Genomic DNA, 23,005 nt, shown 5'->3' with positions numbered 1-23,005 from the left:
ATCTGCATTGCACCGACACCCGGCGCACCGAGTCCGTGCTGAACCTGACTCGAAACGGGGGGCGTAAGATAATCCGGTGAGGAGGAGGCAACGAGAATCAGGTCCAGATCCTCCGGCTCGAGGCCGGCACGGTCTAACGCCCGATTTCCACTTTCGACGGACATCGTCGCCGTGGTCTCTCCCTCTTCTGCGAAGCGACGCTCACGGATCCCCGAGCGCGAGCGGATCCACTCATCGCTCGTATCCATGTGCCGGGCCAGGTCGTGGTTCGTCATAATGTTCGAAGGCGCGTAGTGTCCCCAGCCCGTAATGCTCGCGTATGGCATACTGTCCACTTGATCTGAAACAGGTAATCGGTAATCCAATAGTGCGCGCACCCCGCTTACGAACAGGGACCGTGCCGGACTTCTGAAACCAACGGGTCCGTCACGTATCGCCGCAATCAGCACATCCTGTCCCATCGGCGATGGATCGATCGCAATCAGTGTCGACCTGGAAGCGGTTCCATAATAACATGTTCGCGTAGGACCGCGGACCGGCGTTTCTCCAGGTGCCGATCGCGCCGTGCGTTTGGTTTTTCAACCCAGTTGGACGGCGTCCGATCCATCACCGGGTTGATCCCCACCACAATACGAAACGCCGCCCCGATCCGGGACGGCGTCATTGTGTACGATCGACACCGAACGCAGGGCGGACCGCTACGCCTGTGCCTGGATGGCGGCCCCGTGTCGGGCAATCGCGATGAAGCTATCTGCATCCAGACTGGCGCCACCGATGAGCCCGCCGTCGACGTCGGGCTGACTCAGCAGATCCTCGGCGTTGTGTGGCTTCATGCTGCCGCCGTACAGGATGTGAACATCGCTTGCAAACGCATTCTCATACAGGTCCGCGAGCAGCCCGCGAATGAACGCATGCATCTCATTTGCCTGCTCTGGCGTCGCGGTGTCACCGGTTCCGATGGCCCATACCGGCTCGTACGCGATGACGAGATTGCGCGGGGCGTCGAACGAAACATCGGCCAGGCCACCGCGGATCTGACCTTCGACTACGGTCTTCGCATCGCCGGCATCTCGCTCCGCCTTTGTTTCGCCCACGCAGAGAATCGGCACGAGACCGTTCGCCCGGGCCTGCGCCACCTTCTGTTGGATGTCGTGATTCGACTCGCCGAAATACTGACGGCGCTCCGAATGCCCGAGAATGACATGCGTGCAGCCGGCGGACACCAGCATCGCTGCCGACACTTCGCCGGTAAACGCACCGCCGTCCTCCTGGTGCATGTTCTGGCCACCAAGCGCGACGTCGCTGCCTTTCAGCGCATCGCTGACGGGCATCAGGCTGACGTAAGGCGGACAGACCGCCAGGGCCACGCTCCCGAGGTCGGCGTCTGCGGCCGCCTCCGCGATGTCGGACGCGAGCTTCGTCCCACTCGCCACGTCCGTATTCATTTTCCAGTTCCCGGCGATCAGCATAGGTCGGATCAGGCGTTCTACGTGAAGATGGCGAGACGTTGCAGGTGCGGCTGTGTTGCAGACGGGCTACCACATGGTTGGGGTTCCGCGTGGTACGTTACCCCCCGGGGGAGACTCAGAGCGTTTACTTCAGCGCTTCATAGGCAAACATCGGCGGCAGATTCAGAATCTCGTACTCGCGCGTCACGGAGTCAAAGTGACGGCGGAGCGGCTTCTCCATGTGGTTGTAGTTCTGGTAGACGAGAAACTTCCCGTCCGACGTCAGCACGTCTCGCGTGCGGCTGATGAGCTCGTGCTTGACGTCCTCATCGAGGAAAGAAAACGGGATGCCGGACAGAACGTAGTCCGCCCGGTCTACGTCGTGCGTGTCGAGAATCTGTCGCACGTTTTCCGCGCGATCGTGCACGACAACGGCCCGATCGTCTCCGTCGCAATACTCCCGAAGGGACTGCACAAACGAAGCGTTGCCCTCGATCATGATGAGTTCAGAATCTTTATGCATGTTCTCCAGCAGGTACTTGCTGAAGACCCCGGTGCCGGGACCGTATTCGACGATGCGGCGCGGCGTGTCGAAATCGATCCACTTGCACACGCGCTTTACGAGGAACTTCGAGGACGGCGTGATGGCCGCGACGTCACGGTCCCGGATGAAGTTCTTGATGTAGGCGAGTGTACCCATGTGGTGTGCAGTGTCAGATTCGGTGGTATGGTTCGTCGGCCCGGGACATCGAACGGCCGGAGCCCTGTGTTGACCGACCGTGAGTGCTGAGTGAAATAACCGTCCTCAAACGTCGATCAAACAACCTTCAATCTACAAAACGATGGGGTCGTAGATCAAGGTATCCGCCGCCCTCGGGGTGGTACTTCCTGCAGAAAGCCGCGCCGTACGGCGGGATTGGCAGGACGTTCACGAAACGACGGGCGAACACCCGGCCCCTGCAGACCGATCACGGTGCGGGCGGTCGGGGACTGATGCGACGGTCCGGACGGGCATTCAGCCGCTCGGTGATGGCATCCTGCATGGAGAAAAAGGTCGCGCCCGGGTACTTGTTAACGATGGCCCCGTCCCGGTCGATCAGGTACCGCGTCGGAACGGTGCCGACGTTATACGCCTCGACCAGCGGATCCCGGTCCCCGTCACGGGCGATGACATGTTTGCCCGGGAGGGTCCGGCCGTCAAAGAAGGCCCGGTTCAGGAGTGAATCCGGTTCCAACGACACGGAGATGAAGGCGACCGAATCACGACGCGTGGCCTCATAGAGCGCATTTCTCGTGGGAATCTGGCGCTGATACATCTCATCGGATGGGTGGTAAAACTCCAGCACGACGAGATATCCGGTGTAGTCGTCGAGCTCGACCGCCTCCCCTTCCACGGTTCGCGCCGTCACCTCCGGCGCTGGCTTGCCCGGAAGCAGGTTTTCCACCTCATAGCGGGCGCGTTCCGCCCACTCGGCCCAGCGCGAGTCCCCGTACGCATCCGCCAGATCGTCGGCCGCGGCAATGGCGTTCTCCTCGTCCAGACTGTCGATGTACGTCCGAACCAGTTCGGCCTGCAGCGCGGCTCGCTGACCATCGGTGACCGCTCGCTCCTTGAAGGTCGAAATCAACGATACAGCCGCTTGCTGCCCGCTCAATCGGGCTTCCGCCCGACGGGCGATGCGACCGGCCGTCACAAAGCGCGGGTTGGACGGCTCGATCTGGCGTGCCCGTACGACGACGAGCGAATCATTCCATGACTCAAGCAGGGCGAGAGACTCGACGGATGCGACCTCCGCCGCGTACGTCCCGTCGTAGTTGTCGCGCATCCCCCATAGAATGCTACTCGTCTGCCGGACGTTCATAGAGATGTTGTTCTCCGAGTACACGTCGTTCTGCAGCCGCCGCATGAGCCGCTGCCGGTGGAGCCCCATTGTATTGCGGTACGCGAGAAGCGCGGAGTTCTCCTTCGACCGGATGGGCACGTAGTTGCCGGTGAACGGGAAGGCGATGTTCATCGACGCCGTATCGCCGTCTGCGACCACGTAATCGGTCCGCAGAAGAACGTCACCGCGCCGGCGAATGACCAGCGGATAGACACCGCGCTCGGGCGCCGTCACGATGGCCTGATACCCGCCGTCCCTGGTCGTTTCAGCGCGCCCGAGCGTGTCCAGTCGTCGCCCCTCGGGACGAACAACGAGCACCTCGAAGCCGGAGAAGTCAGCGGAGCCGTCGACGCTGGCATCGACCGTGATATGCCCACTAAGGACGCTCTGAACGGGCTCGGAGCGCGGCGACGAATCGCTGCATCCGGCGACGAAGAGGAACACCATCACGCCCGTCAGGGCCAGAACGGAGAGGCCGGACGGGAGAAACGCGTTGGATACAGGGGGAAGACCGGCTCCGCGGCCGGGACAGCGTTCAGCGGGGGGGTTCACGAAAATAGGGCCGCAGAGGCGGCGCGGTGATCGGGGGCAAAGTCAATACTTGTGGGGCCGGCCATATGATGGGCCGGGGCATCAAGCGGCCGATTCATCGGATCGGCGCGCCTCAAGCTTCTCTTGCAATACGTCGCGAACGACCTCCGGGTTAGGCGAGCCGTCGAACGATCGCATGACCTGACCAATGAAAAAGCCGAGCAGCCCTTCTTTACCGCCGAGGAAGGCATCGACCTTTCCTCCGTTCTCCTGCAGGATCGACTCGACCACGGGCTCGATGTCCGACCGATCCGATACCTGAATGAGGTCGTTTTCATCCGCAATCTTCCCGGCGGACGACTCATGGTCATCTCGCATCATCTCGAAAACGTCCTGGGCGCCGCTCGAGCTGATCTTGTCTTCGATCCGAAGGTACACAAGCTGCGCCAGCCGCCGGGGCGTGATCGCCAGTTCGTGGACCGAGATATTGTCTTCGTTGGTGACGCGCAGAACGTCCGTCATGACGAAGTTCGACACGAGTTTCGCCTGCGTGCGAGTGTCGCCGCCCTTTGTTCGTTTAAACAACGCGCTCAGGGTGTCCTCAAAATACTCGGCTACCTCCCGCTCTTCCGTGAGCACGCCGGCGTCATACGCGGGAAGACCGAAGTCCGACATAAATCGCTCGCGACGCTGGTCCGGCATCTCGGGCAGGTCTTCCCGGACGGACCGGATATCCTCATCGGAGATGTCGATCGCAACGAGGTCAGGGTCGGGAAAGTATCGATAATCCTGTGCGTCCTCCTTCGAACGCATCGTCCGTGTTTCACCTGCGTCGGCATCCCAAAGAAGTGTGCACTGCTCCACCGGCGTTCCGGCTTCTACGCTTGCGATCTGTCGTGTGATCTCATACTCAAGCGCCTGTTCGACGTGGCGCATCGAGTTCAGGTTCTTCAGCTCAGTCCGCGTGCCGAACCGATTCTGACCGCACGGACGGACGCTCACGTTCGCATCGCACCGCAACGAACCCTCTTCCATGTTGCCGTCGCTTATCCCGAGGTAGCGGACCAGCTGGCGGAGGTTCTTCAGGTAGAGGTAGGCTTCTCGCGGTGAGCGAAGGTCAGGTTCGGAAACGACTTCGAGTAGCGGGACCCCGCACCGGTTGTAGTCCACCAGGGACCCGGACTCAACGTGGGTCGACTTTCCGGCGTCCTCCTCAATGTGGATACGGGTCAGCCCGATCCGCTTCGTGGACGCGGGAGACTCCGCGGTATCCGGGGCACCGTTGCTCGCGACGCTTTCGTCGCTCCCGAGGTCGATCTCCACGAAGCCGTCGTAGCAGATTGGCGTGTCGTACTGGGAGATCTGATACCCTTTCGGCAGGTCCGGGTAGAAGTAGTGCTTCCGCGCAAAGACCGACCGTCGGGACACCTTGCATCGCGTTGCAAGCCCCAGACGAAGGGCGTACCGGATCACCTTCTCGTTGAGGACGGGTAACGTTCCCGGATGACCGAGTGAGATCGGGTCAACCTGCGTGTTCGGCCGTGCACCGAATGCCGTCGAGTCGGGGCTGAACACCTTGGACGCGGTATCCAACTGGACGTGAACCTCCAGCCCGATCACGGGCTCATACTTGTCGTGAACCATGGACGAACGTCTGGAAGTCGATCAGCGGTGGCACGGACCCGGAGGACGAAATAACAGCGCGCACGGAGGCTTGCGCTGCCTTCATCACGGTAGCCCCCTACTTGATGCGTATCGAAATGTTCGAACGCCGCGCCTATGCAAGACCCTCGAGTTTCTTCAGGATCTCCGCGGTGTGGTCGCCCGTCTTCGGTCGCTTGAAAACGTGGCGGATCACGCCGTCCGGATCAATCAGATACGTCGTGCGCGCCGTCCCGAGGAACGTATTACCATACATATTTCGCTCGCCGTAAACGCCATACTGATCCAGGATCTCATGCTCTGGATCGGCAACGATCGGAAAGGGGAGGTCGTACTTTTCCGCAAAATCACTGTGCGAGTCAACGTCATCTTCGGAGACGCCAATGACACGAACGCCGTGATCGGACAGGTCGGACATCCCGTCACGCAGGTTGCACGCCTGCTTGGTGCAGCCGGGGGTGTCGTCTTTCGGGTAAAAATACAGGGCAACCCACTCGCCGCGGTAATCGCTGAGGGAAACCTCGGAGCCATCCTGGGTGGGGCCGGAAAAGTCGGGGGCGGGCTCGCCGACCTCGATGCGGGCAATCTGCGGGTTCGACATGGAGGTGAGAAACAGGTGGAGGGAAAACGGACGCGTCGATCTTCAAATCGACTGAACAGCACCCCCGTGATGCTTGGGGCGCACGGTTGCGTTGCACAACGGTACAGAATGCGCCCGGTATGCCTCAATTCCAACGAACGGGCGGGAAGATCGCTTGAGTTTCCCAGAACGTAAGATCCGTCCTGTCGGTCGCCTCCATGGGTCTTCGCCGGATCGGCCAACCCGATCGTATCCGATCCACCCCCTACCGCGACGAGAGACCGGGACGGCGTCAGGTTCTAGCCCGGCAGCCGCATCGAACGGCGCTCCGGTGACGGGACGCGGGAGCGGGAGGGGATTCCGACCCTCCTGGGGACAGGGCGCCACACCGACTCCTTCAGTTCGTACATGCAAAGCGAATCGCTATCCTCCCATTTCGGAAACATATTGTCAAAGACATCGACCAGGTCAAAGCCGATTTTATCGAGCACGCGGCAGGAGGCGTGGTTGCGAAGGAGTGGCCGCGCGTAAAGGCGATCAAGGCCGACGGTACCGAATGCGAATTGTACGATCCGCCGGTTGGCCTCGGTTGCATACCCGTTTCCCCAGTAGGGGTGACCAATCCAGTACCCCAGCTCCGCCTCGCCCTGCCCCACGTTCATCAGGGACGTGACCCCGACGAGGGTCTGGTCGCGATCACGGATGATGGCGAACGAGTATTCAACGCCGGCGACGCGGCGCGGCATCGACGAGAGAATCCAGCTCGCCGCACCGTTGGGCGGATAGGGCTGCGGCAGGTTCGTCGTCTCCGCAATCTTCGGGTGGGACGCCAGTTTCTGAACCGCCGAGGCATGATCCAGGCAGATCGAGTCGAGAGTGAGTGTATCACGCACGCCGATGTCGGGAGGAGGTGATAGCCAGAGTGAGTCGTCCAGCGAATCGATTCATTCCTTCATTCGACAGCGCCAGACGATGTGTGAACGCGCCCGAGAACGAACGCAAACGATCACACCCGGAACTCTGACTGTATTCTCTCAGAGCAATACCGAAGGGGAGCGGTCACCGGGGATGTGAACGGCCGGCCTGCTCAACCCATCGGGTCGCGTATCACATGGATGACGCGGCTTCAACACCGCTTCGACGACCGCCTAAAGTCACCCATACGAAGCGCAACGACGGCCGAACAGCCCGTCTTCACACAACAACTAAGTTATGACGGGCACCATCAAAGTCAACTGCGGATGACGAGTCAACCCCCGTCTTCGTTACAATATCCAGGGTTAAAGAATATCAACGGGGGCACTTCCCACCCTATTTTAAAACATATATTGCACAAAGCGGAAGCGGGGTCGAACGAACGGACACATTTATCCAGACACCGTCGATAAACGGAGACTGATACAGACCTTTGACCGACTTCCCAGACAGCACGCAGTGCAAAGATCGAGAAATGTAACAAAATTGAGAATGCGTGAATCCGGGGCCATTCAAACATGCCCCTGAACACCGTCTTAAGTTCTCATACCTAATACGACTGCGATGTAATAGGGAAAGATGAGCTGAGCACAGTGGCTCATCGTCCCAGACCATCTGCCCACCACATCTGATGAAATACTTTCCTATTGTTTGAAGCGGACGGTAGACATCGCCGACATGAGTGCCCCTCAAGCACAACGTCCTACCGACGGCGCTATGAAGCCCGTACGGGTGCCTCCTCCGCGAGTGGGAGGCGAATACGAAACACCGTTCCCTCCCCTTCCACGGTCGAAAAATCGATCTTTCCGTCCAGTTCCTCGATGCTCTTGCGTGCGATCGCGAGCCCGAGCCCGGTCCCGCTGGTTTTGGTTGAGAAGTTCGGCTGGAAGATCTTGCCCCGCAACGACTCGGGAATCCCCGTACCGTTGTCCTCGATCGTGCATCGCACGGCGGGTAGCGCATCCCCCTCGCCCGGATCCGGTCGCGTCGTGATGACGATCTCCCCGTCCCGATGACTCGGGATCGCCTGCATCGCATTTTTGATCAGGTTGATGAAAAGACGTCGCAGCTCCTCCCGGTCCGCGTTAACCACCAGCGCGTTGTCGTCGAGGTCGAGGTCGATGTCCACCTCGCTGGCCTCCTCCCGCATGAGCCGGGCTGCCTCTTCGATGACCTCGTTCAGATCCATTGGTTCGAGCACGCGCGTCGGGAGGCGCGCAAAGGAGGAGAACTCATTGGCAATACGTGCCAGCGCCTCAATCTGCTCGATCAGCGTTCCGGTAATCCGCTCAAACATGTCGGAAAACTCGCCCCGCGCCCCGTCCCCGGATGGGTGCTCCCGCTGGTACGCCCGCCGCAGATGTTGAATCGACAGCTTCATCGGCGTGAGCGGGTTCTTGATCTCGTGAGCGACCTGCCGGGCCATCTCTCGCCACGCCAGTTCCCGCTCCTGCTGTGCGAGCTTTCGCCGACTCTCCCGGAGCTGTTCGCGCATCTCGTTGAAGGTGCGAACCAGGTCTCCGATTTCGTCGCGCGTGTTCACCGGCAGGACCCGGGCGAACCGCCCCTCCCCGACCGCTTCCAGTCCCTCCCGAAGCTGCGCGATCGGTCGCGCGAGCGCATTCGCCAGAAGCAGGGCCGTGAGCATGACGACGACCACGAGGATGAGCAGCGCTCCGAACAGGTAGGCGAGCGTTCGCGCCTGCTCTTCCTCGATCCGCTCCTGTTGCGCAAGCGTCGGGACGGCGAGCACGACGCGTGGAACGCCGTCCTCTCCAGGAAGCGCCTGGTAACCGACGACGTACTGGAAGCTTCCGACGTAACTCGGAGCCGTCGTGAACCGATACGTTTCCTCGTACAGCGCCCGATACACCCCGATTGGGAGCCGGCCGTCGACGAGCCGATCGCGGACGAGGCGCGCCCGGCTCGTACCCTTCAGCTGCGCTCCGTCGTACAGCCGTAGGTCGAGCCCGACCCGCGCCGCGAGGGAATCCAGGTCGATCCGCTGGGCTACGCGATACATCATTTCCCCCGGCCGCGCCTCAAGAGCAAGCGTTTCCTCCACCCGGTTCAGGTGATCGTGGAGTCGACGCTCGATCACGCGCTCGTTTTCGCTGGTCACCACCTGCACGCCCACCACCCCGACCGCAATCATCGATACGACGCCCACTGCCAGAAAGGCACTCAGCACCTTGTCGCGAAAACGCACGGTCGGGGCCGGTAGCAAGCCGCGATTGTACCTCCCGTAAAGACCGAGCAGGTAGAAGATCGACGTCACGAACAGACCGGCGATCGTCAGTCGAAGGATGTAATACAGGTGGTCGAACGCGAGGACCGCCGGGATGCGCACGGCGATGGTTCGCTCACGGTCGGCGGCGGGTACCCCGGCCGACTCGACCAATGCCGACGTGTGCCGGTAGAGCGTCAGATACCGAGCGCCGCGCACGGATTCGCTCTCCCACTGCACGGGTGCGTCGTTCAGCGAGGATCGGAGCCGGGACTGCAATCGTGCCCGCCCGAAGTCTCGTCCGAGGCTTCGCGCCAGCGTACCGTTTCGAAACTCCGCCAGCGACAGCTCGGCGTACAGATCCGAATATGAGCCGTCAGGAAGCAGGACGGCAGGAACGCCTGTGCCTGCACCGGGCAGGAGGGATCGCGGCTCGGCTCGCACCAGAATCCAGCCGGACCCGCGGGCATCGGCGGCGGGCTCCGCGTCGCCGTCGATTTCGGGAACCGGGATCAGCCCCGCGTAGAGCAGACTGCCGACACGTTGACCAGCAATCGACCCTTCGAGTTGCTCAACGAGGGGTCCCGTCGCCGACCGGATCCGATAGAGGCTCAGAAGCTGCTGGAACGTTTCCCAGTCGCTATCACGGGGCGAGGTCTGCCGCGCCCGGACGCCGGACGCGGTATATCGCCACCGGGGAATCCCGTCCGCGCTCACATAAACCAGACTGGCCTCGTATGTCGTGAGCGACGCGAGAAGGGATCGGCGCACCAGGCGGCTCGCCAGTGAGTCCACGGGCGGCGGCGACCCCTGGAGGTCCGCCTCCCGGGCGATACCCCCGGCGCGAGGCGGGCTGCCGGATGCGTCCGCAGCAAGTGCCGGCCCCAGCACGGTCCGTGAGGACCGGAGCATCTGCTCGATCGAATAGAGGACGCGCGGGTCCCGCCCCTCCTCGAACGACATTGCCGCCCCTTTCATCCGGTCTCGACGCTGTGCATCCATCCCCGTGTAGAGCATCGGGTAGAGCAGCAGCGTAAGTGCCAGCACCGACGGGAGCAGCCCGCGCAGCGTCAGCTGTCCGACGCCACCATGCGGCCAGACGACCCCGAGCGTCGAGGCGGCGACGACGATGCCTGCGAACGTCATCGCAACGGGGAGCGGAACCACCGGCCGCGCGAGAGGCAGCAAGTAGAACGATCCGATGACGCCGATCACGACGAACGTGATGCCGATTGTCGTGAGGCCGCGGGGCCAGTTCGACGGGCGGTGCCGGATCGCGAGTCTGGTCGCCAGCCACCCAACCGACGTTCCCGCGAGGACCGCCGATACGGCCAGAAGAAAGAGCGAGCACAACACGACCATCACCAGTGGTTCCGGCAGCACCCCTGTTCTGGAGAAATAGTCGAGCGTGCTGTCCAGCACCGAACGCCGCACGACCTGTGCGAGGCCGAGGACCAGACCCATGATTACCGCGCTCGCGGTCGCGATGGCAAGGAAGAACCGGAGCGGCCTCGGGTCGTCCGCGTCGGTCTCACTCAGCGTTTCAGCAAGTTCGGTGAGCGTGCCCGTTGCCGGCCGCGCCCGAGACGCCAGATCCAGGAGCGCCGTCGCTGCCACGATGGCGAAGAGGGCCGACACGAGCAGGTCCCCGGTGGATTGCAGCGCTCCCCACCCGAGCGTCGATGCCAGGTGGGTTGGATCGAACAGCGGTGCGAGGCGCGACGAGGCACCGATCCATCGATCGGGGACGTCGAGCCACACCATCAGGTATCGCAGTCCGATCCATCCCGTCCCGGCAAGGACAAACCAGGCGGTGGCCCCCACCGGCCAGTCGGCATCGCGGGGGGCCCGACGCGTTCGCTGTCGGTATGCCCACCAAAACGCTCCGACGAGCCAGAGGCCGAAGAGGCAGAGCCACAGGACGAGCAGGTCGTCGTACACGGCCGTTTGCACCTCCAGAAGCCGTTCACCGGCCGGGGGCCGAACCGTGACTGTCGCGAGGGCAACGCCGTTGATGCCCGTTAGCGTCCGATGAACCCGACGAGAGGAAGCATTGGAGGCGGTCGGTGGTTCGCCGAACCGGACTTCAACCGATTCCCCCGTAAGTTGCCGCCATTCCGATTCCAGGTCGAAGCCCTGGATATACCGGTTCTGCACCGGGGGCTGAAATTGAATCAGCCGGACGGCACGGACGGTGCCGATGACGCGCTCGCCGTCTTTCACCGGCCACCACACGGAGAGGGCGCGCCGTACTTCCCCGTCCGTTGCGATGACCGAGAGCGGAGTGGCAGACCCTTCCAGCGTCAGATTACGGGCCGGGATGGACGCTCCCTGCCAGGCGAGGAGTGTGCCGGAAGCGGCGCGCACCTCCACGCCGGTTCGATCGTCGAGGCGTAGCGAGCTGACGCGACGGAGCAGGGCCGTCGGGCGGTCGCCGGACGTATTCCACGTGGCGACCGCCTGCGTGAGGGACGAGTCCTCTGCCATCGTTCGAGCCCGGCGAACGAGCGGCTCGTACCGCCGATCGAAATCCGACTCGATTGTGTGCAGCGCCTCCGTAGCGATACGTTCCTGCCACTGCGCTTCGGCGGCCAGCACCTGCGTCTCCGTCAGACGGCGGAGTTGCCACGTCACGACCGTCGCGGCCAGTAGAGCGAGACCCACGCCGAGCACGAGACCGTATCGTCGCCAGAAGCGGAAGAAGCGAGAGCGCATGGACGGAGCGGAAATCGCGAAGCAAGCCTACGGGGGATCGGCGACGGGGAACCGCCTACCGGAGAGCTTCAACCCGCACTTCGTACAGCCGGTTGTCGCCTCGACTCGAGAAGCGAGTGTACACGTGCATGGGCTGCTCGCCCCGGGAATGCCAGAACCGGCCGGTCACGAAATAGCTTGTCCCGGCCTTTGATACATCCTCGACGGCGAAGCGGGTCGGGCCGTGGTCATTAAAAAACTCGCGCAGTACGTACATTGCTTGCGACCGGCTATAGTACGCTCGCGTTCCGGGAAGACCGACCTCGATCCGGTCCGTTGTCGTTCCAAGTAAAAGGTCCGCGTCGCCATCAGAGAACGCGAGAGACACACGCTCCACTACCTGTTCCGGAACGGCCGAGCGGGCAGCCGTGGAGTCCGGCGGTTCGCCACCGTCCTGACCTCGGGTTTCAACGCCTCCTGCCCCGGCAATGAGCAGCAAGCAGAACATCACTCTAAGGAATCGCATACGGCGCGCTCCAAAAAAGGGGGTAAGACCGTTCAAGGCGAAGAATAGGGAACCACTTTACCGTACACAAAAGCGACGCCACCGGCTTTATCAGGTCGTTACGAAAACGATTGCCCTCGTCCGTCCACTTGATCATACAGCCAACGTCCAACATACTGGACAATCGGTCCGTCGCACCCGGACGAATCGTCGGGCGCTCACATCCGTTCCGGCGCATACGCGACTCACGCGTTCATTCGGCAGACTCCTGAGTGCCCCCGGATGCACGCACACTGCGATACTCGCTTATCCACCCCGGCTTGCTATGGCTCAGATCGTCGTGACTCGCCCTCTCGTTCACGGTGCACTCGAGGGCCTGGCACCTCCGCACACCGTCGAGACCGGTCCGCCGCCGACCGGATCGGAGTTGTCCGAAGAGGCCTTGATCGAACGCATTGGTACCGCATCCGCGGTCGTGACGACGGTAGCCGACCCCGTCACGGAACGCGTTCTGTCGTCGTGCCCGAATCTCGAGATGGTCGCGCAATACGCCGTCGGCCTGGACAACATCGACCTTGCCGCTGCCAGCCGCGAAGGCATCACCGTTACGCACACACCGGGCGTGTTAACGGAAGCGACTGCCGACTTCACCTGGGCGCTCCTGCTCGCCGTCGCCCGCCGGGTGGTGGATGCGGATGCCTTCGTTCGAAGTGGAAAGTTTGACCGTTGGGAGACGCGAACGCTCCTGGGCATGGAGTTGCACGGAAAGACGCTGGGAATCATCGGGATGGGCCGTATCGGTTCGGCCGTCGCCCGACGGGCCCTCGGATTCGGCATGGACGTCGTTTTTCACAACCGAACGCCGGCAAACCCTACGATCATTCGGGAAACGAACAGCCGGCAGGTCGCCCTCGACACTCTTCTCCGCACGAGCGACGTCGTTTCCCTACACTGCCCGCACAACGACGACAGCCATCACCTCCTCCGCGAGGACACCCTTGCGACCATGAAACCCTCCGCTCTTCTGATCAACACGGCCCGCGGACCGGTCGTACATGAGAGCGATCTGGTGGACGCCCTCCGAGCAGGTCGTATCGCCGGGGCGGGACTGGACGTGTTTGAGAACGAACCCGACGTGCATCCAGGCCTTCTCGAGCACGAGCGCGTGGTTCTCGCACCGCATCTGGCAAGCGCAACCGTCGAAGCCCGCACCCGGATGGGACAGATGTGCGTCGAATCGCTGCTGGCCTACTTCTCCGGCGAGGACGTCCCGTACACGGTCCGGTCGCAGCTGTAGGCCACCGCACAGGTGCAACCCAACCGGTTCAGGCCAGGTCGACGAGCGTAACGCCCGCTCCTCCCTGCTCGATCGGGGCTTTTCGCACCTCGGTAACGTCCGATCGTGACCGTAGATCGTCGTGCAGTGCCTCACGCAACGCTCCCGTCCCCTTGCCGTGCAGGATCTCGACGGTGTTCAATCCTGCAGCAATCGCGTCGTCGATGAAGTGGCGGATGCGCTGTCGCGCCGGCTCGACCCGCTCTCCCCGCACGTCAATCGTCGGGCTCGCGTCCAGTGCCGTCATCGACACGTCTGCGCCGTAGCCGGTCTCCGGCTCTTGCCGGGGCCCACCGACTCTCGTGAGCCGGTCGAGATCCACGCGCATGTGCATTGATCCCATGACAACGACGGCTTCCTCATCGTCGATCTCCTGGACGTCCATAGCCGTCGAGCCGCCGTCTAAAACCACACGGTCGCCTTCCCGAATCGGGCCACTCTGTTTGGAAGGAGCGGAAGCACCGTCGCCGGAGACACCTGTCCCCGTATCCGTCGCTGCGGATCGCTCTTCTGGCTCTTCTTGCTTCCCGGACGGCCCATCGACCGAACGCACGGCTTCGACGTCCGAGTGAAGATCTTCCTTGTAGGACTCGAGATTTTCGCGCGCCTTCTTGGTTGCTTCGCGCTCCGCCTCCGCCTCCTTGATCTCTTTGATCGTCTGCTCGATCCGCGCATTCGCATCCTTAACGATGCGCTCAGCTTCTTCAAGCGCCTGTTGGCGAAACGACTCCCGCTCTTTCTCGATCTTCCTCCATTTCTGCTCGAAGCGTTCCCGCTCCTTCTCCGCCTTCCGCTGCTCCGATTTTGCTCGATCAAGCGTCTCTTCAAGCTCCTGATTCCGCCGCTCGAACGTCGTAATCAGGTTTTCCATGGCGGTCTTTTGCCCCCCGGCGAGCTCGCGAGCCCGATCCAGGACGGGAGACTCGAGCCCCATCCGCTGAGCGATCTCAAACGCATACGACGAGCCGGGGACGCCCTGCTGATATCGATACGTAGGACGCAGCGTGTTCTGGTCGAACTCCATGGACCCGTTTTCGACCGCATCCGCCTCGTGCGCATACACTTTCAGCGTCCCGTGGTGCGTTGTCACGATCGTGCTCGCACCAACGCGTGTGAGGTGCTCGAGCACCGACTGCGCCAGGGCGCCGCCCTCGTCCGGGTCCGTGCCGGTGCCGGCCTCGTCGATGAGGACGAGAGTATTGGCCCCGGCATTCTTCAGCATGTGCTTCAGGTTCGACACGTGCGAGCTGAACGTCGATAGATCTTCCTCGATCGACTGTTCATCGCCAATGTCGACCATCAGCTGCTCGAAGAGAGAAAACCTTGAGTGCGGGGCGACGGGAATCGGCATGCCGTATGCGAGCATCAGAGACAGCAACCCGACGGTTTTCATGGCGACCGTCTTTCCGCCGGCGTTCGGCCCGGTGATGACGAGCGTCTCAAATCCATCCCCCAGCTTGAGATTCAGCGGGACGACCTCCCGCGGCCCCTCCTCGTCCTCTTCGACAATCGGGTTGGACGGCCCCTTCCCGTTTTTCGCTGCTTCGAAGTGCAATTGCAGGACGGGATTGCGCCCGTCGATCACATCGACGATCCCCTCGTCGTTCAGCTTGGGGACGACGGCCTCAAGGTGGTTCGCCAGCCCCGCTTTCGCCTGCAGCAGGTCAAATTGCGCCAGCGCTTTCAGGTTGTGCTTCATGTCGTGCTGGTGGCGACTCAGGTGGGCCGTCACCTTCCGAAGGATCCGTTGCACCTCTCGACGCTCGTCGCTCTTAAGTTCGCTTACCTCGTTGTTCAGCCGCATGCACGCCGACGGCTCGATGTAGACCGTCTGCCCGGTCGCGGAGGTGTCGTGGATGAACCCGTCGACCTTTCGCTTGGCCTCAGCCCGGATCGGGATCACCATGCGCCCGCCGCGAATGGTCGCCTGCTCTTCGGTCGCCCAGCCCTGCTTCATCGCTTCGCGGAGGGCACTATCGAGGGCGCCCCTGAGTTCGTTCTGGCGTTTCTTGATCTGCCGTCGCAAGCGACCGAGCTCCTCCGACGCGTCATCTCGCACGCCGCCCTCCTCGGCGATGACCGTGCTAATGTGCGTTTCTACCTCTTTCAGCGGCGTCACCCGCTCGACCGCGGACGCTAAATTCGGATAGTCCGACCGACGGCGTTCGAAGTATGACTTCAGGCGGCGGAGGGTGATCAGGACCAGACGCACGTTCCGCAGATCTTCCGGGCCGACAAACGCCTCTTCCGGCGCCGCCCGCTTCAGAACCTGGCGAAGGTCAAAGATGTGATTCAGTGGGACGCTTTCGTCGTACTCAAACGCCGCCTGTAGCTCTTCCACACGAACCAACTCGTCCTCGAGCCACTCCATCGTCCGTGCCGGCTGCATGCGATCGAGACGCTCCTGACCGAGCGGACTCATCACACGATCGGATAGGCGTTGACGAAGCACGTCGAAGCCGAGCTTCTCTTCAAGCGAAGCCGGATAGGTGTCCATCGGTCGGGAGCGCTGCGAAAGGAATTGATTGTAGAACGTCGATCACACGGCTACACGAACGATACGCGGTCTTGCTTGCTCCGACGTGGGTCGCAAGTGTTGCAAAACACACACGGTGTTCGATTCGCATGATCGAGCGGTCGTTCATCAAGGTACCGATTGCCACGAAAACTGATTGCCATTAACGTCCGGCGCTTTCTTTTACGTCACAGCCGATAATCGGCCCCCATAAGCGGAGGCGGCACCACATCCATGGCGCCGCCTCGGGCTTACGATTCCGGGGTTGAAGAACGCTTCAGCCGCCGGTCACTTCGGAGTGATCGCCGATGTTTACCGCCCCCGTGACAGCTTCGACGACGGCGCTGCGCCCGACGATGGAGTCGGACAGGACGCTGACCTCGACGTGAGCGTGCGGATACACAATGCTGTCGCGCACCACGGAGTCCCGCACCGTTGCGCCTGCTTCCACAGAGACGTTGGGGCCGACGACGGCACCGTCGATGGTTGCTCCGGGACCGATGTATACAGGGTCGTGGATGATACTGTCCTTTACAGTCCCCTGGTGCAGGTCGTCTTCCTCCTGGTGCAAGATCCGTCGCGTAGTGTCCAGGAGCGCGGGAATGGTGCCGCAATCCATCCACGCATCCACACCTTCGGTCGTGAAGCGTTTCCCGTCCTGCAGCATCCGATCGAACGCATCCGTGAGCTGCAGCTCCCCGCCCTTGCCCCGGACGTCGTTGTCGATCAGATACTGAATCTCCGTCTGTAGGTCGGCCAGTTCCTGAACGTAGTAAATGCCGATGATGGCCTCGTTCGAGATCGGCTCGTCCGGTTTTTCAACGAGACGTGCAACCCGGTCGCTCCCTTCTTCGCGCACGGCCACACCGAAGCGGCTCGGGTCATCGACATGTTTGACCCAGACGACGACATCCGAGTCGCCGAGGTCGACATCCTCATCGATCCGAAAAAGCGTATCCGCAAACACCACGATACCCTCCCCGTCGAGATGTTCGCCCGCACAGCCGACCGCGTGCGCCGTCCCTTCCGCATCTTCCTGAATCGCGAACTGCGCCGTCATGTCGCGCGCTTCGCAGATCTGCGTAAGCTGATCCCGGATCTCCTGCCCGAAATCGGGGCCGAGCACGAACACGCCCTCATCCGGCACATCCGGCAAGACCCTCGAAAACGTATCGACGATCCGCTCGACGATCGTACGCCCCTTTACGGTGAGGAGCGGTTTGGGCGTCACGTGCGAATGGGGCCGGACGCGCGTGCCTCGACCGGCCATGGGAACGATCAGCTTCATAAGACTGGGAAATGAGAATCAGGATCATGGTGATGCCGCACGGAACCGCAGCCCGCCGGATCACGGGGCGTCTCGGTGTTGCGGCGGATGTACACGGCATAGAATACAGCTATCATCGGTACGAATGCCAGCCCAGCACGTGATCCCTGTGTGGAACTGTCTATCGACGTCTGTCTCATTAGACAGTTCGACGGGAGCAGTGTCTGTCAGAGTATACAATCACGCCAATCTGTCTGTCGTAGATGCGCACCCGGATGAGACCCGTCATGTCCTTTACATGATCATCAAGTCGCGTCTCGATCCGCATTTGATGGCGTTCACGGTCGTTTCGTGGTTATGAAGCCGGATGATTGGTTACCGTTCGCGATGGCAATGAATGTGTAGGCCTCAACCACCCATGCCTTGGCACGTGCGTTGTAAATCCAATGAGATGCATTGACGGCAGTTGAGTGAGGACGAAGCTGACAGCATCAATAGGTGCAGAGCACGAATCGCTCGGCCGTCGTTACGAAACACGCATCGAGTGCGTCTCAACATGCAGAGACGCTCGATTCGTTGAACGTCTCCTCGACGGTCGGCGCACGGTCCGGCGAAGCAACCCGTGATCGTGTGGCGCGTCGAACGAACTCAATCTTTGTTCATCACCCACCAGAGCATCATGCAACGACTGAAACGCACACCCCTTTCTGCCATCCTCATGCTGGCGCTGGCTGTCGTGGTCGCGACCGGCTGCCAGAGCCTGAGCAACACCGAGAAAGGTGCCGCGATCGGCACCGGAACGGGTGGCGCTGCCGGTGCAGCGATCGGTAAGGCCGTCGGCGGAACCGCTGAGGGCGCCATTATCGGTGCAGTCGTGGGAGGAGCCGCCGGTGCCATCATCGGCCAGCGAATGGATCGCAAGGCCGAGGAACTTGAGCAGGAACTCGCCAACGCCGACGTTGAGCGAATCGGCGAAGGGATCGTGGTCACGTTCGATAGCGGATTGCTCTTCGACTTCGATTCGTCGGCTCTCCGCTCGGGTGCCCGTCAGGATCTGCAGGAGTTTGCTACCAGTATGAAGGACTACCCCGAAACGGAAATCCTGGTCGTGGGTCACACAGACTCTAAGGGCTCGGCAGATTACAACCAGGATCTATCGCAGCGCCGTGCCGGATCCGCCGCAGACTACCTGATCAATCAGGGTATTTCCGCGGACCGCCTCCGGACGGAGGGTCGCGGCGAAACCGAACCGGTAGCCACGAATGATACCGAGGCCGGACGGCAGCAGAACCGTCGTGTGGAAGTGGCTATTTTCGCAAGTGAAGAGTACCGCGAAGACGCCAAGAGTCAGGCTGCAAATTAAGACTGCCTGGCGTTCTGCCGGAGAACCGGCAGCACACCTCCCGATCGGCTGCGGCCGCACTCAATTGATAAAACAAGCTGAGGGCGGCCGCATCGCCACAGGGAATACGAATACGGAAACGGCTCTCGTTATCACGGCATGTCCGGCAGAAGCTGTAGGGGCCGTCCTGTTTCGGAACCACCGCATTACCTAATCGCTACGAATTAGGGTCTTTTTGCAGCGCACGTTGCCTGCGACCTGTACCCCGATTGTCACTGTTTTTATTCCCAGCGCTATTTCACCTATGAACGCGAACGTTCGACATATCGCACAGAGCATGAGTCGCCGCGTGCTCGTTCCGGTCCTTGCTCTTGCTCTCGCCCTCGTGGCCACGCCCGTTTTGGCCCAGGACGGTGGCAGTCAGGCGAAGGTCGAGGAACTCAAGAAGACCTTCGCGGCGGCGATGAACGCAGCCAAGCAGGGAAATGCTGACGAAGCCTACCCGAAGCTCGAGCAGTCGCTCCAATTGGCCAATGAAGCCGAACAGTCTGGTGCAGCGTCCCAGATTCAGGATCGGATGATCACGCTCGCAAAGAACTGGGGCAACAAGGCCCTGAAGGACAAGAACTATGCGGCAGCCGAAACGCACTTCAATAAGGGTGCGCAGTATGCGCCGGACGACGCCTATATGGTGTATGGAATGGGCCTGGCGCAGATTAACCAGGACGGCAAAACGGCGGACGCCATTCAGACGCTGCAGCAGGCCATCAGCGTCGCGGAAGAAAACGGCGACCGTAAAACGGCTCAACTCGCGACGGAGCGCATCCGGCAGGAGTTCGTGTCTCGCGCGTCGCAGGCGCTGAACGTGCAGAACCCGGGTCCGAGCGCGGCACAGGAGGCACTCACGGCACTCGACGAAATGAGAGAGTACGTCGATGCAAGCGCAAAGTCGCTCTTCTACCGGGCGACGGCACTGTATGCGCAGGGCGACCACCCGGCAGCCATTTCCACCGCCCGCGAGGGACTGGAGATGCACCGCGGTAGCCGGACCTCCGCCGCTAAGTATCACTTCGTGATTGCGGAGTCACAGCTTCAGAACGGCGACAAAGAAGCGGCCTGCGCGGAGTTTGAGCAGGCAGCCTTTGGCGACTACAAGGCCCGATCGGAGCACTACCTTGAGAACGAGTGCAACTAACCGGTCGACCTGACAGGGTCTGCATTCCAAGGCTCTCGTTGCGGGAATCAACCAAAGCGCCCGTGCCCTCTTTTCGGAGGCACGGGCGCTTTTTTATTGAACCCCTTGCCCTGGGATGGTTGCTGAGACGCTGATCTTGCAGACATCGCACCGGCCAGCGCTACCGCACGGTCCGCTTGGTTCCTGCGTAGAGAATCGCGACGAACACGACCGCTGGCGCGACAACGGACATGATGGTCATCCACTCAAGGCCCGTCCCGGTCGCGGAGGTGTTGAACGAAGACGTGGCGGACTGAAGCAGTAGAGTCAGTTCGAGCATAAACCTAAGATCAGTAAGAAACAGTCACGGGGAACGCGGTGGCATCCAACGAAGACGTCGGATCCGAGGACTTCGCTGGTGATAGGACCCGGCTCGGCGCGCACCGGGAAAGACCGGGTCCACGGTACGGGTTGCGTACGCCGGTTGAGTCAGGCGAGTTGCCGTACGTCCGGGACAGTGAGGTTACGCAGCATCCTCTACCATCGACTGTACGGCGGTGATGTCGGACCCGCCGCCGCCGAGGAGGCGAATCTTGCTCCGAAGCGCTTCATCGTCAATGTCCGCAAGCATGTTGCGGGTGTCGACGATCGAGGGCGCGTGTGTGGCGATCATTTCAGGATCGAAGGCATCGTGCCCCGTCACCACGATCGCGACGTCATGATCGGCGAGCGTGTCCGGCGTGCACTCGACCTTCTCGATCGCCTTTGAGGAGCCGTCGCGGTACTGGATGCGATACTCATCGACGTGCGGGTCGGCGAAGCGAATCGTACCGACGCCTTTTTCTTCCAGCAACTTGATGATCGTCTCAGCCGGCGAGTGTCGCGTATCGTCGACGTTTCCTTTGAACGCCACCCCGAGAACGAGGATATTCGCATCGCTCATCCGGATCGGCTGATCGGCGATGGCTCCGACGATCGCTTCCGTCACGTAGAACGGCATGCTTTCGTTCACCCGCGCCGATAGCGTAATAAAGCTCGTTTCGAAGTCGTACTTGCGAGCGAGCCAGGACAGGTAGTGCGGGTCGATCGGAATGCAATGCCCGCCCAGTCCCGGTCCGGGATAGAACGGCATGAAGCCGAACGGTTTGGTTGCCGCGGCTTCGATCACTTCCCACATCGAAATCCCGCCGATGCGATCGCAGAGACGGGCAAGTTCGTTGACCAGCGCGATGTTGACCGACCGAAAGATGTTTTCGAGCAGTTTCTCCATCTCCGCAACCTTCGGGTTGGAGACCGGGAAGACGTGCTCGATGATGGTCTCGAGCGCCACACGAGCGACATACCCGCAGGCGGGCGTTGCGCCGCCGACGACCACCGGCGTGTTCGCCGTCGTCCACTCCTTGTTGCCGGGATCGATACGCTCCGGGCTGAAGGCGAGGAAGAAGTCTGTGCCGAGTTCCAGTCCTCGATCGGACGCTGCCTCCTGAAGGATTGGCTGAACGATTCCTTCCGTCGTGTCCGGGTAGGTCGTGCTCTTCAGGATGACGAGTTGTCCCGGTCGGAGATGTTCTGCGATGGACGCCGTCGCCGACTCGATGTATTTCGTATCCGGGTCTTTACTTGTCGTAACGGGCGTTGGCACACAGACGTAGAATACGTCGATGTCACCGCATGCGTCGAACGAGGTGTAGGCCGTCAACAAGCCCTTGTCAACGAGATTGCGAACGTTGTCGTCATCCAGATCGTCGATGTAGTTGTCGCCGTTGTTCAGGCGCTCTACGCGGTCGGCGTCGAGGTCGATACCGATCGTCTTGAATCCTGCGTTCGCGTACTCAACAGCGAGCGGGAGGCCCACGTAGCCAAGTCCTACGATGCCGATCGTTGCGTCGCCGTCCTGCAGCTGCTCATCGAGCCCTTCTGCGGTGGAGGAAAGCACCGGCGGGCGGGCGCCAGGGTCGTGGTTGGGGGAACCGTTGACGCTCGCGTCGGAGGCCGAGGAAAAACCGTTCGATTTCACGGTCGAAGAAGTGCGTGATGATGGCCAGGCAGTCGAAGACATGCGTAGAACAGAGATACATGATGTTGAAGGTAGGAGATCTCGCAGTTACGCGCAAACGCGACGTATGGACGATGCATTCTTAGTGCACCGAATGCGAAGCCCGGCGGGGGACCGGTCAGCGGAAAGAGGTGGCTGTGCCCACGGGCGGAGGGTGCGCGGAGGTGCTACCGCCCGGAGCCGGTCTTACATCGAAACGGGAATCGACGGTCTCTCTTCGGAGATCTGATCGAGAGCATCGAACTCAACCCGCAGTTCGCGGCACTCGATATCGAGCGCAGCAGTAGCCTTTAGGGCGGCCTGGCGACACCGTCGGGATACGTTAGCGGTAATGAGAAGGACCTCAATGTCGTGGTCGTGACAGACTTGCTGCAGATTCGATCGCGTTCCGAGCACGGGCAATCCCTGCACCGTCAAACCGACTTTCAGTGGGTCATCGTCGACGAACCCGACCGGACGGAGATCCAGGTCATCGCGGTGGCGAAGCAAGCGCACCGCCATGGTTCCCCGCTCGGCTGCCCCGTAGAGGAGGGTGGCGCGACCGCCGGCCCGCTTGGCGGCGAGGTACTGGCGGAGACCGCGAAAGCCGAACCGGACGCCGACGACAGCGATCGTAACCATCATCCAGTCGACGACGAGCACCCCGCGGGAGACGAGATCCGGTCCATACACCGCAGCGATCAGAACACCGGTGGCACCGGACGCTGTGAGGGTCGCGAGACCGGTACGAACGAGTTCCGGCGTGCCGGCATATCGCCAGATTCCACGGTACAGGCCAAACGCGTAGAATAACGCGATTTTCAGGCTTAC

16 protein-coding genes and 1 pseudogene are annotated in these 23,005 nt (G+C 61.6%); 3 read left to right on the top strand and 14 right to left on the bottom strand.

Annotated elements, in window-relative coordinates; translation table 11 throughout:
- From ACFCU0_RS10995 to ACFCU0_RS10955, 9 genes and pseudogenes are all read right to left on the bottom strand, one after another.
- Window positions 1–275, bottom strand: a pseudogene (locus tag ACFCU0_RS10995) (3-oxoacyl-ACP synthase); the annotation flags it as partial.
- Between the two features lie 423 nt (window positions 276–698).
- Window positions 699–1,469, bottom strand: coding sequence for a triose-phosphate isomerase (gene tpiA / locus ACFCU0_RS10990; RefSeq protein WP_434973720.1), 771 nt, complete (start codon window positions 1,467–1,469; stop codon window positions 699–701).
- 124 nt (window positions 1,470–1,593) lie between these two features.
- The gene (locus tag ACFCU0_RS10985) at window positions 1,594–2,148 is read right to left on the bottom strand and encodes a class I SAM-dependent methyltransferase (RefSeq protein WP_434973719.1); all 555 of its coding nucleotides are present in this window, start codon (window positions 2,146–2,148) and stop codon (window positions 1,594–1,596) included.
- Between the two features lie 268 nt (window positions 2,149–2,416).
- Complete coding sequence (locus tag ACFCU0_RS10980; protein WP_434973718.1) at window positions 2,417–3,883, bottom strand: TlpA family protein disulfide reductase; 1,467 nt, start codon at window positions 3,881–3,883, stop codon at window positions 2,417–2,419.
- A gap of 81 nt (window positions 3,884–3,964) precedes the next feature.
- On the bottom strand, window positions 3,965–5,506 hold the full coding sequence (gene gatB, locus ACFCU0_RS10975) for an Asp-tRNA(Asn)/Glu-tRNA(Gln) amidotransferase subunit GatB (RefSeq protein WP_434973717.1): 1,542 nt from the start codon (window positions 5,504–5,506) through the stop codon (window positions 3,965–3,967).
- A 133-nt stretch (window positions 5,507–5,639) separates the two neighbouring features.
- Window positions 5,640–6,125 (bottom strand): thioredoxin-dependent thiol peroxidase, encoded by a 486-nt coding sequence (bcp, locus tag ACFCU0_RS10970; RefSeq protein ID WP_434973716.1) that lies wholly within the window; start codon window positions 6,123–6,125, stop codon window positions 5,640–5,642.
- 278 nt (window positions 6,126–6,403) lie between these two features.
- Complete coding sequence (locus ACFCU0_RS10965; RefSeq protein WP_434973715.1) at window positions 6,404–6,997, bottom strand: GNAT family N-acetyltransferase; 594 nt, start codon at window positions 6,995–6,997, stop codon at window positions 6,404–6,406.
- Between the two features lie 797 nt (window positions 6,998–7,794).
- The gene (locus tag ACFCU0_RS10960) at window positions 7,795–12,021 is read right to left on the bottom strand and encodes an ATP-binding protein (RefSeq protein WP_434973714.1); all 4,227 of its coding nucleotides are present in this window, start codon (window positions 12,019–12,021) and stop codon (window positions 7,795–7,797) included.
- A 55-nt stretch (window positions 12,022–12,076) separates the two neighbouring features.
- Window positions 12,077–12,499 carry a DUF4783 domain-containing protein gene (locus ACFCU0_RS10955; protein ID WP_434973713.1) on the bottom strand — a complete coding sequence of 141 codons (423 nt, stop codon included), beginning with the start codon at window positions 12,497–12,499 and terminating at the stop codon, window positions 12,077–12,079.
- 331 nt (window positions 12,500–12,830) lie between these two features.
- Here ACFCU0_RS10955 and ACFCU0_RS10950 point away from each other — a divergent pair, with 331 nt between their 5' ends.
- Window positions 12,831–13,802 carry a 2-hydroxyacid dehydrogenase gene (locus ACFCU0_RS10950; protein ID WP_434973712.1) on the top strand — a complete coding sequence of 324 codons (972 nt, stop codon included), beginning with the start codon at window positions 12,831–12,833 and terminating at the stop codon, window positions 13,800–13,802.
- 28 nt (window positions 13,803–13,830) lie between these two features.
- Here ACFCU0_RS10950 and ACFCU0_RS10945 read toward each other — a convergent pair whose 3' ends face one another.
- On the bottom strand, window positions 13,831–16,338 hold the full coding sequence (locus ACFCU0_RS10945; protein WP_434973711.1) for an endonuclease MutS2: 2,508 nt from the start codon (window positions 16,336–16,338) through the stop codon (window positions 13,831–13,833).
- 295 nt (window positions 16,339–16,633) lie between these two features.
- Window positions 16,634–17,644, bottom strand: a complete 1,011-nt coding sequence (locus ACFCU0_RS10940) for a sugar phosphate nucleotidyltransferase (RefSeq protein WP_434973710.1) — start codon at window positions 17,642–17,644, stop codon at window positions 16,634–16,636.
- Window positions 17,645–18,302: 658 nt separating this feature from the next.
- Here ACFCU0_RS10940 and ACFCU0_RS10935 point away from each other — a divergent pair.
- Window positions 18,303–18,986 (top strand): OmpA family protein, encoded by a 684-nt coding sequence (locus tag ACFCU0_RS10935; protein ID WP_434973709.1) that lies wholly within the window; start codon window positions 18,303–18,305, stop codon window positions 18,984–18,986.
- Window positions 18,987–19,269: 283 nt separating this feature from the next.
- On the top strand, window positions 19,270–20,160 hold the full coding sequence (locus ACFCU0_RS10930) for a tetratricopeptide repeat protein (RefSeq protein ID WP_434973708.1): 891 nt from the start codon (window positions 19,270–19,272) through the stop codon (window positions 20,158–20,160).
- 160 nt (window positions 20,161–20,320) lie between these two features.
- Here the strand turns inward: ACFCU0_RS10930 and ACFCU0_RS10925 are convergent, their stop codons facing one another.
- The 3 genes from ACFCU0_RS10925 to ACFCU0_RS10915 all read right to left on the bottom strand — a co-directional run.
- On the bottom strand, window positions 20,321–20,479 hold the full coding sequence (locus ACFCU0_RS10925; protein ID WP_434973707.1) for a hypothetical protein: 159 nt from the start codon (window positions 20,477–20,479) through the stop codon (window positions 20,321–20,323).
- Window positions 20,480–20,662: 183 nt separating this feature from the next.
- Complete coding sequence (locus ACFCU0_RS10920; RefSeq protein WP_434973706.1) at window positions 20,663–22,075, bottom strand: nucleotide sugar dehydrogenase; 1,413 nt, start codon at window positions 22,073–22,075, stop codon at window positions 20,663–20,665.
- A 306-nt stretch (window positions 22,076–22,381) separates the two neighbouring features.
- Window positions 22,382–23,005, bottom strand: a 624-nt coding sequence (locus tag ACFCU0_RS10915; RefSeq protein WP_434973705.1) for a nucleoside-diphosphate sugar epimerase/dehydratase, incomplete at its 5' end; no start/stop codon positions are given.

The sequence above is a fragment of the Longibacter sp. genome, assembly GCF_051155795.1.
Taxonomy (GTDB): domain Bacteria; phylum Bacteroidota; class Rhodothermia; order Rhodothermales; family Salinibacteraceae; genus Longibacter.
The sequence above is the reverse complement of the archived record's forward strand: the minus strand, read 5'-3'. Positions and strand labels throughout refer to the sequence as shown.

Bases quoted from the DNA above. Each gene is read 5' to 3' on its own strand.
- tpiA (WP_434973720.1), bottom strand. From the start codon at position 1,469: ATGCTGATCGCCGGGAACTGGAAAATGAATACGGACGTGGCGAGTGGG.
- ACFCU0_RS10985 (WP_434973719.1), bottom strand. From the start codon at position 2,148: ATGGGTACACTCGCCTACATCAAGAACTTCATCCGGGACCGTGACGTC.
- gatB (WP_434973717.1), bottom strand. From the start codon at position 5,506: ATGGTTCACGACAAGTATGAGCCCGTGATCGGGCTGGAGGTTCACGTC.
- bcp (WP_434973716.1), bottom strand. From the start codon at position 6,125: ATGTCGAACCCGCAGATTGCCCGCATCGAGGTCGGCGAGCCCGCCCCC.
- ACFCU0_RS10960 (WP_434973714.1), bottom strand. From the start codon at position 12,021: ATGCGCTCTCGCTTCTTCCGCTTCTGGCGACGATACGGTCTCGTGCTC.
- ACFCU0_RS10950 (WP_434973712.1), top strand. From the start codon at position 12,831: ATGGCTCAGATCGTCGTGACTCGCCCTCTCGTTCACGGTGCACTCGAG.
- ACFCU0_RS10945 (WP_434973711.1), bottom strand. From the start codon at position 16,338: ATGGACACCTATCCGGCTTCGCTTGAAGAGAAGCTCGGCTTCGACGTG.
- ACFCU0_RS10940 (WP_434973710.1), bottom strand. From the start codon at position 17,644: ATGAAGCTGATCGTTCCCATGGCCGGTCGAGGCACGCGCGTCCGGCCC.
- ACFCU0_RS10935 (WP_434973709.1), top strand. From the start codon at position 18,303: ATGCAACGACTGAAACGCACACCCCTTTCTGCCATCCTCATGCTGGCG.
- ACFCU0_RS10930 (WP_434973708.1), top strand. From the start codon at position 19,270: ATGAACGCGAACGTTCGACATATCGCACAGAGCATGAGTCGCCGCGTG.
- ACFCU0_RS10925 (WP_434973707.1), bottom strand. From the start codon at position 20,479: ATGCTCGAACTGACTCTACTGCTTCAGTCCGCCACGTCTTCGTTCAAC.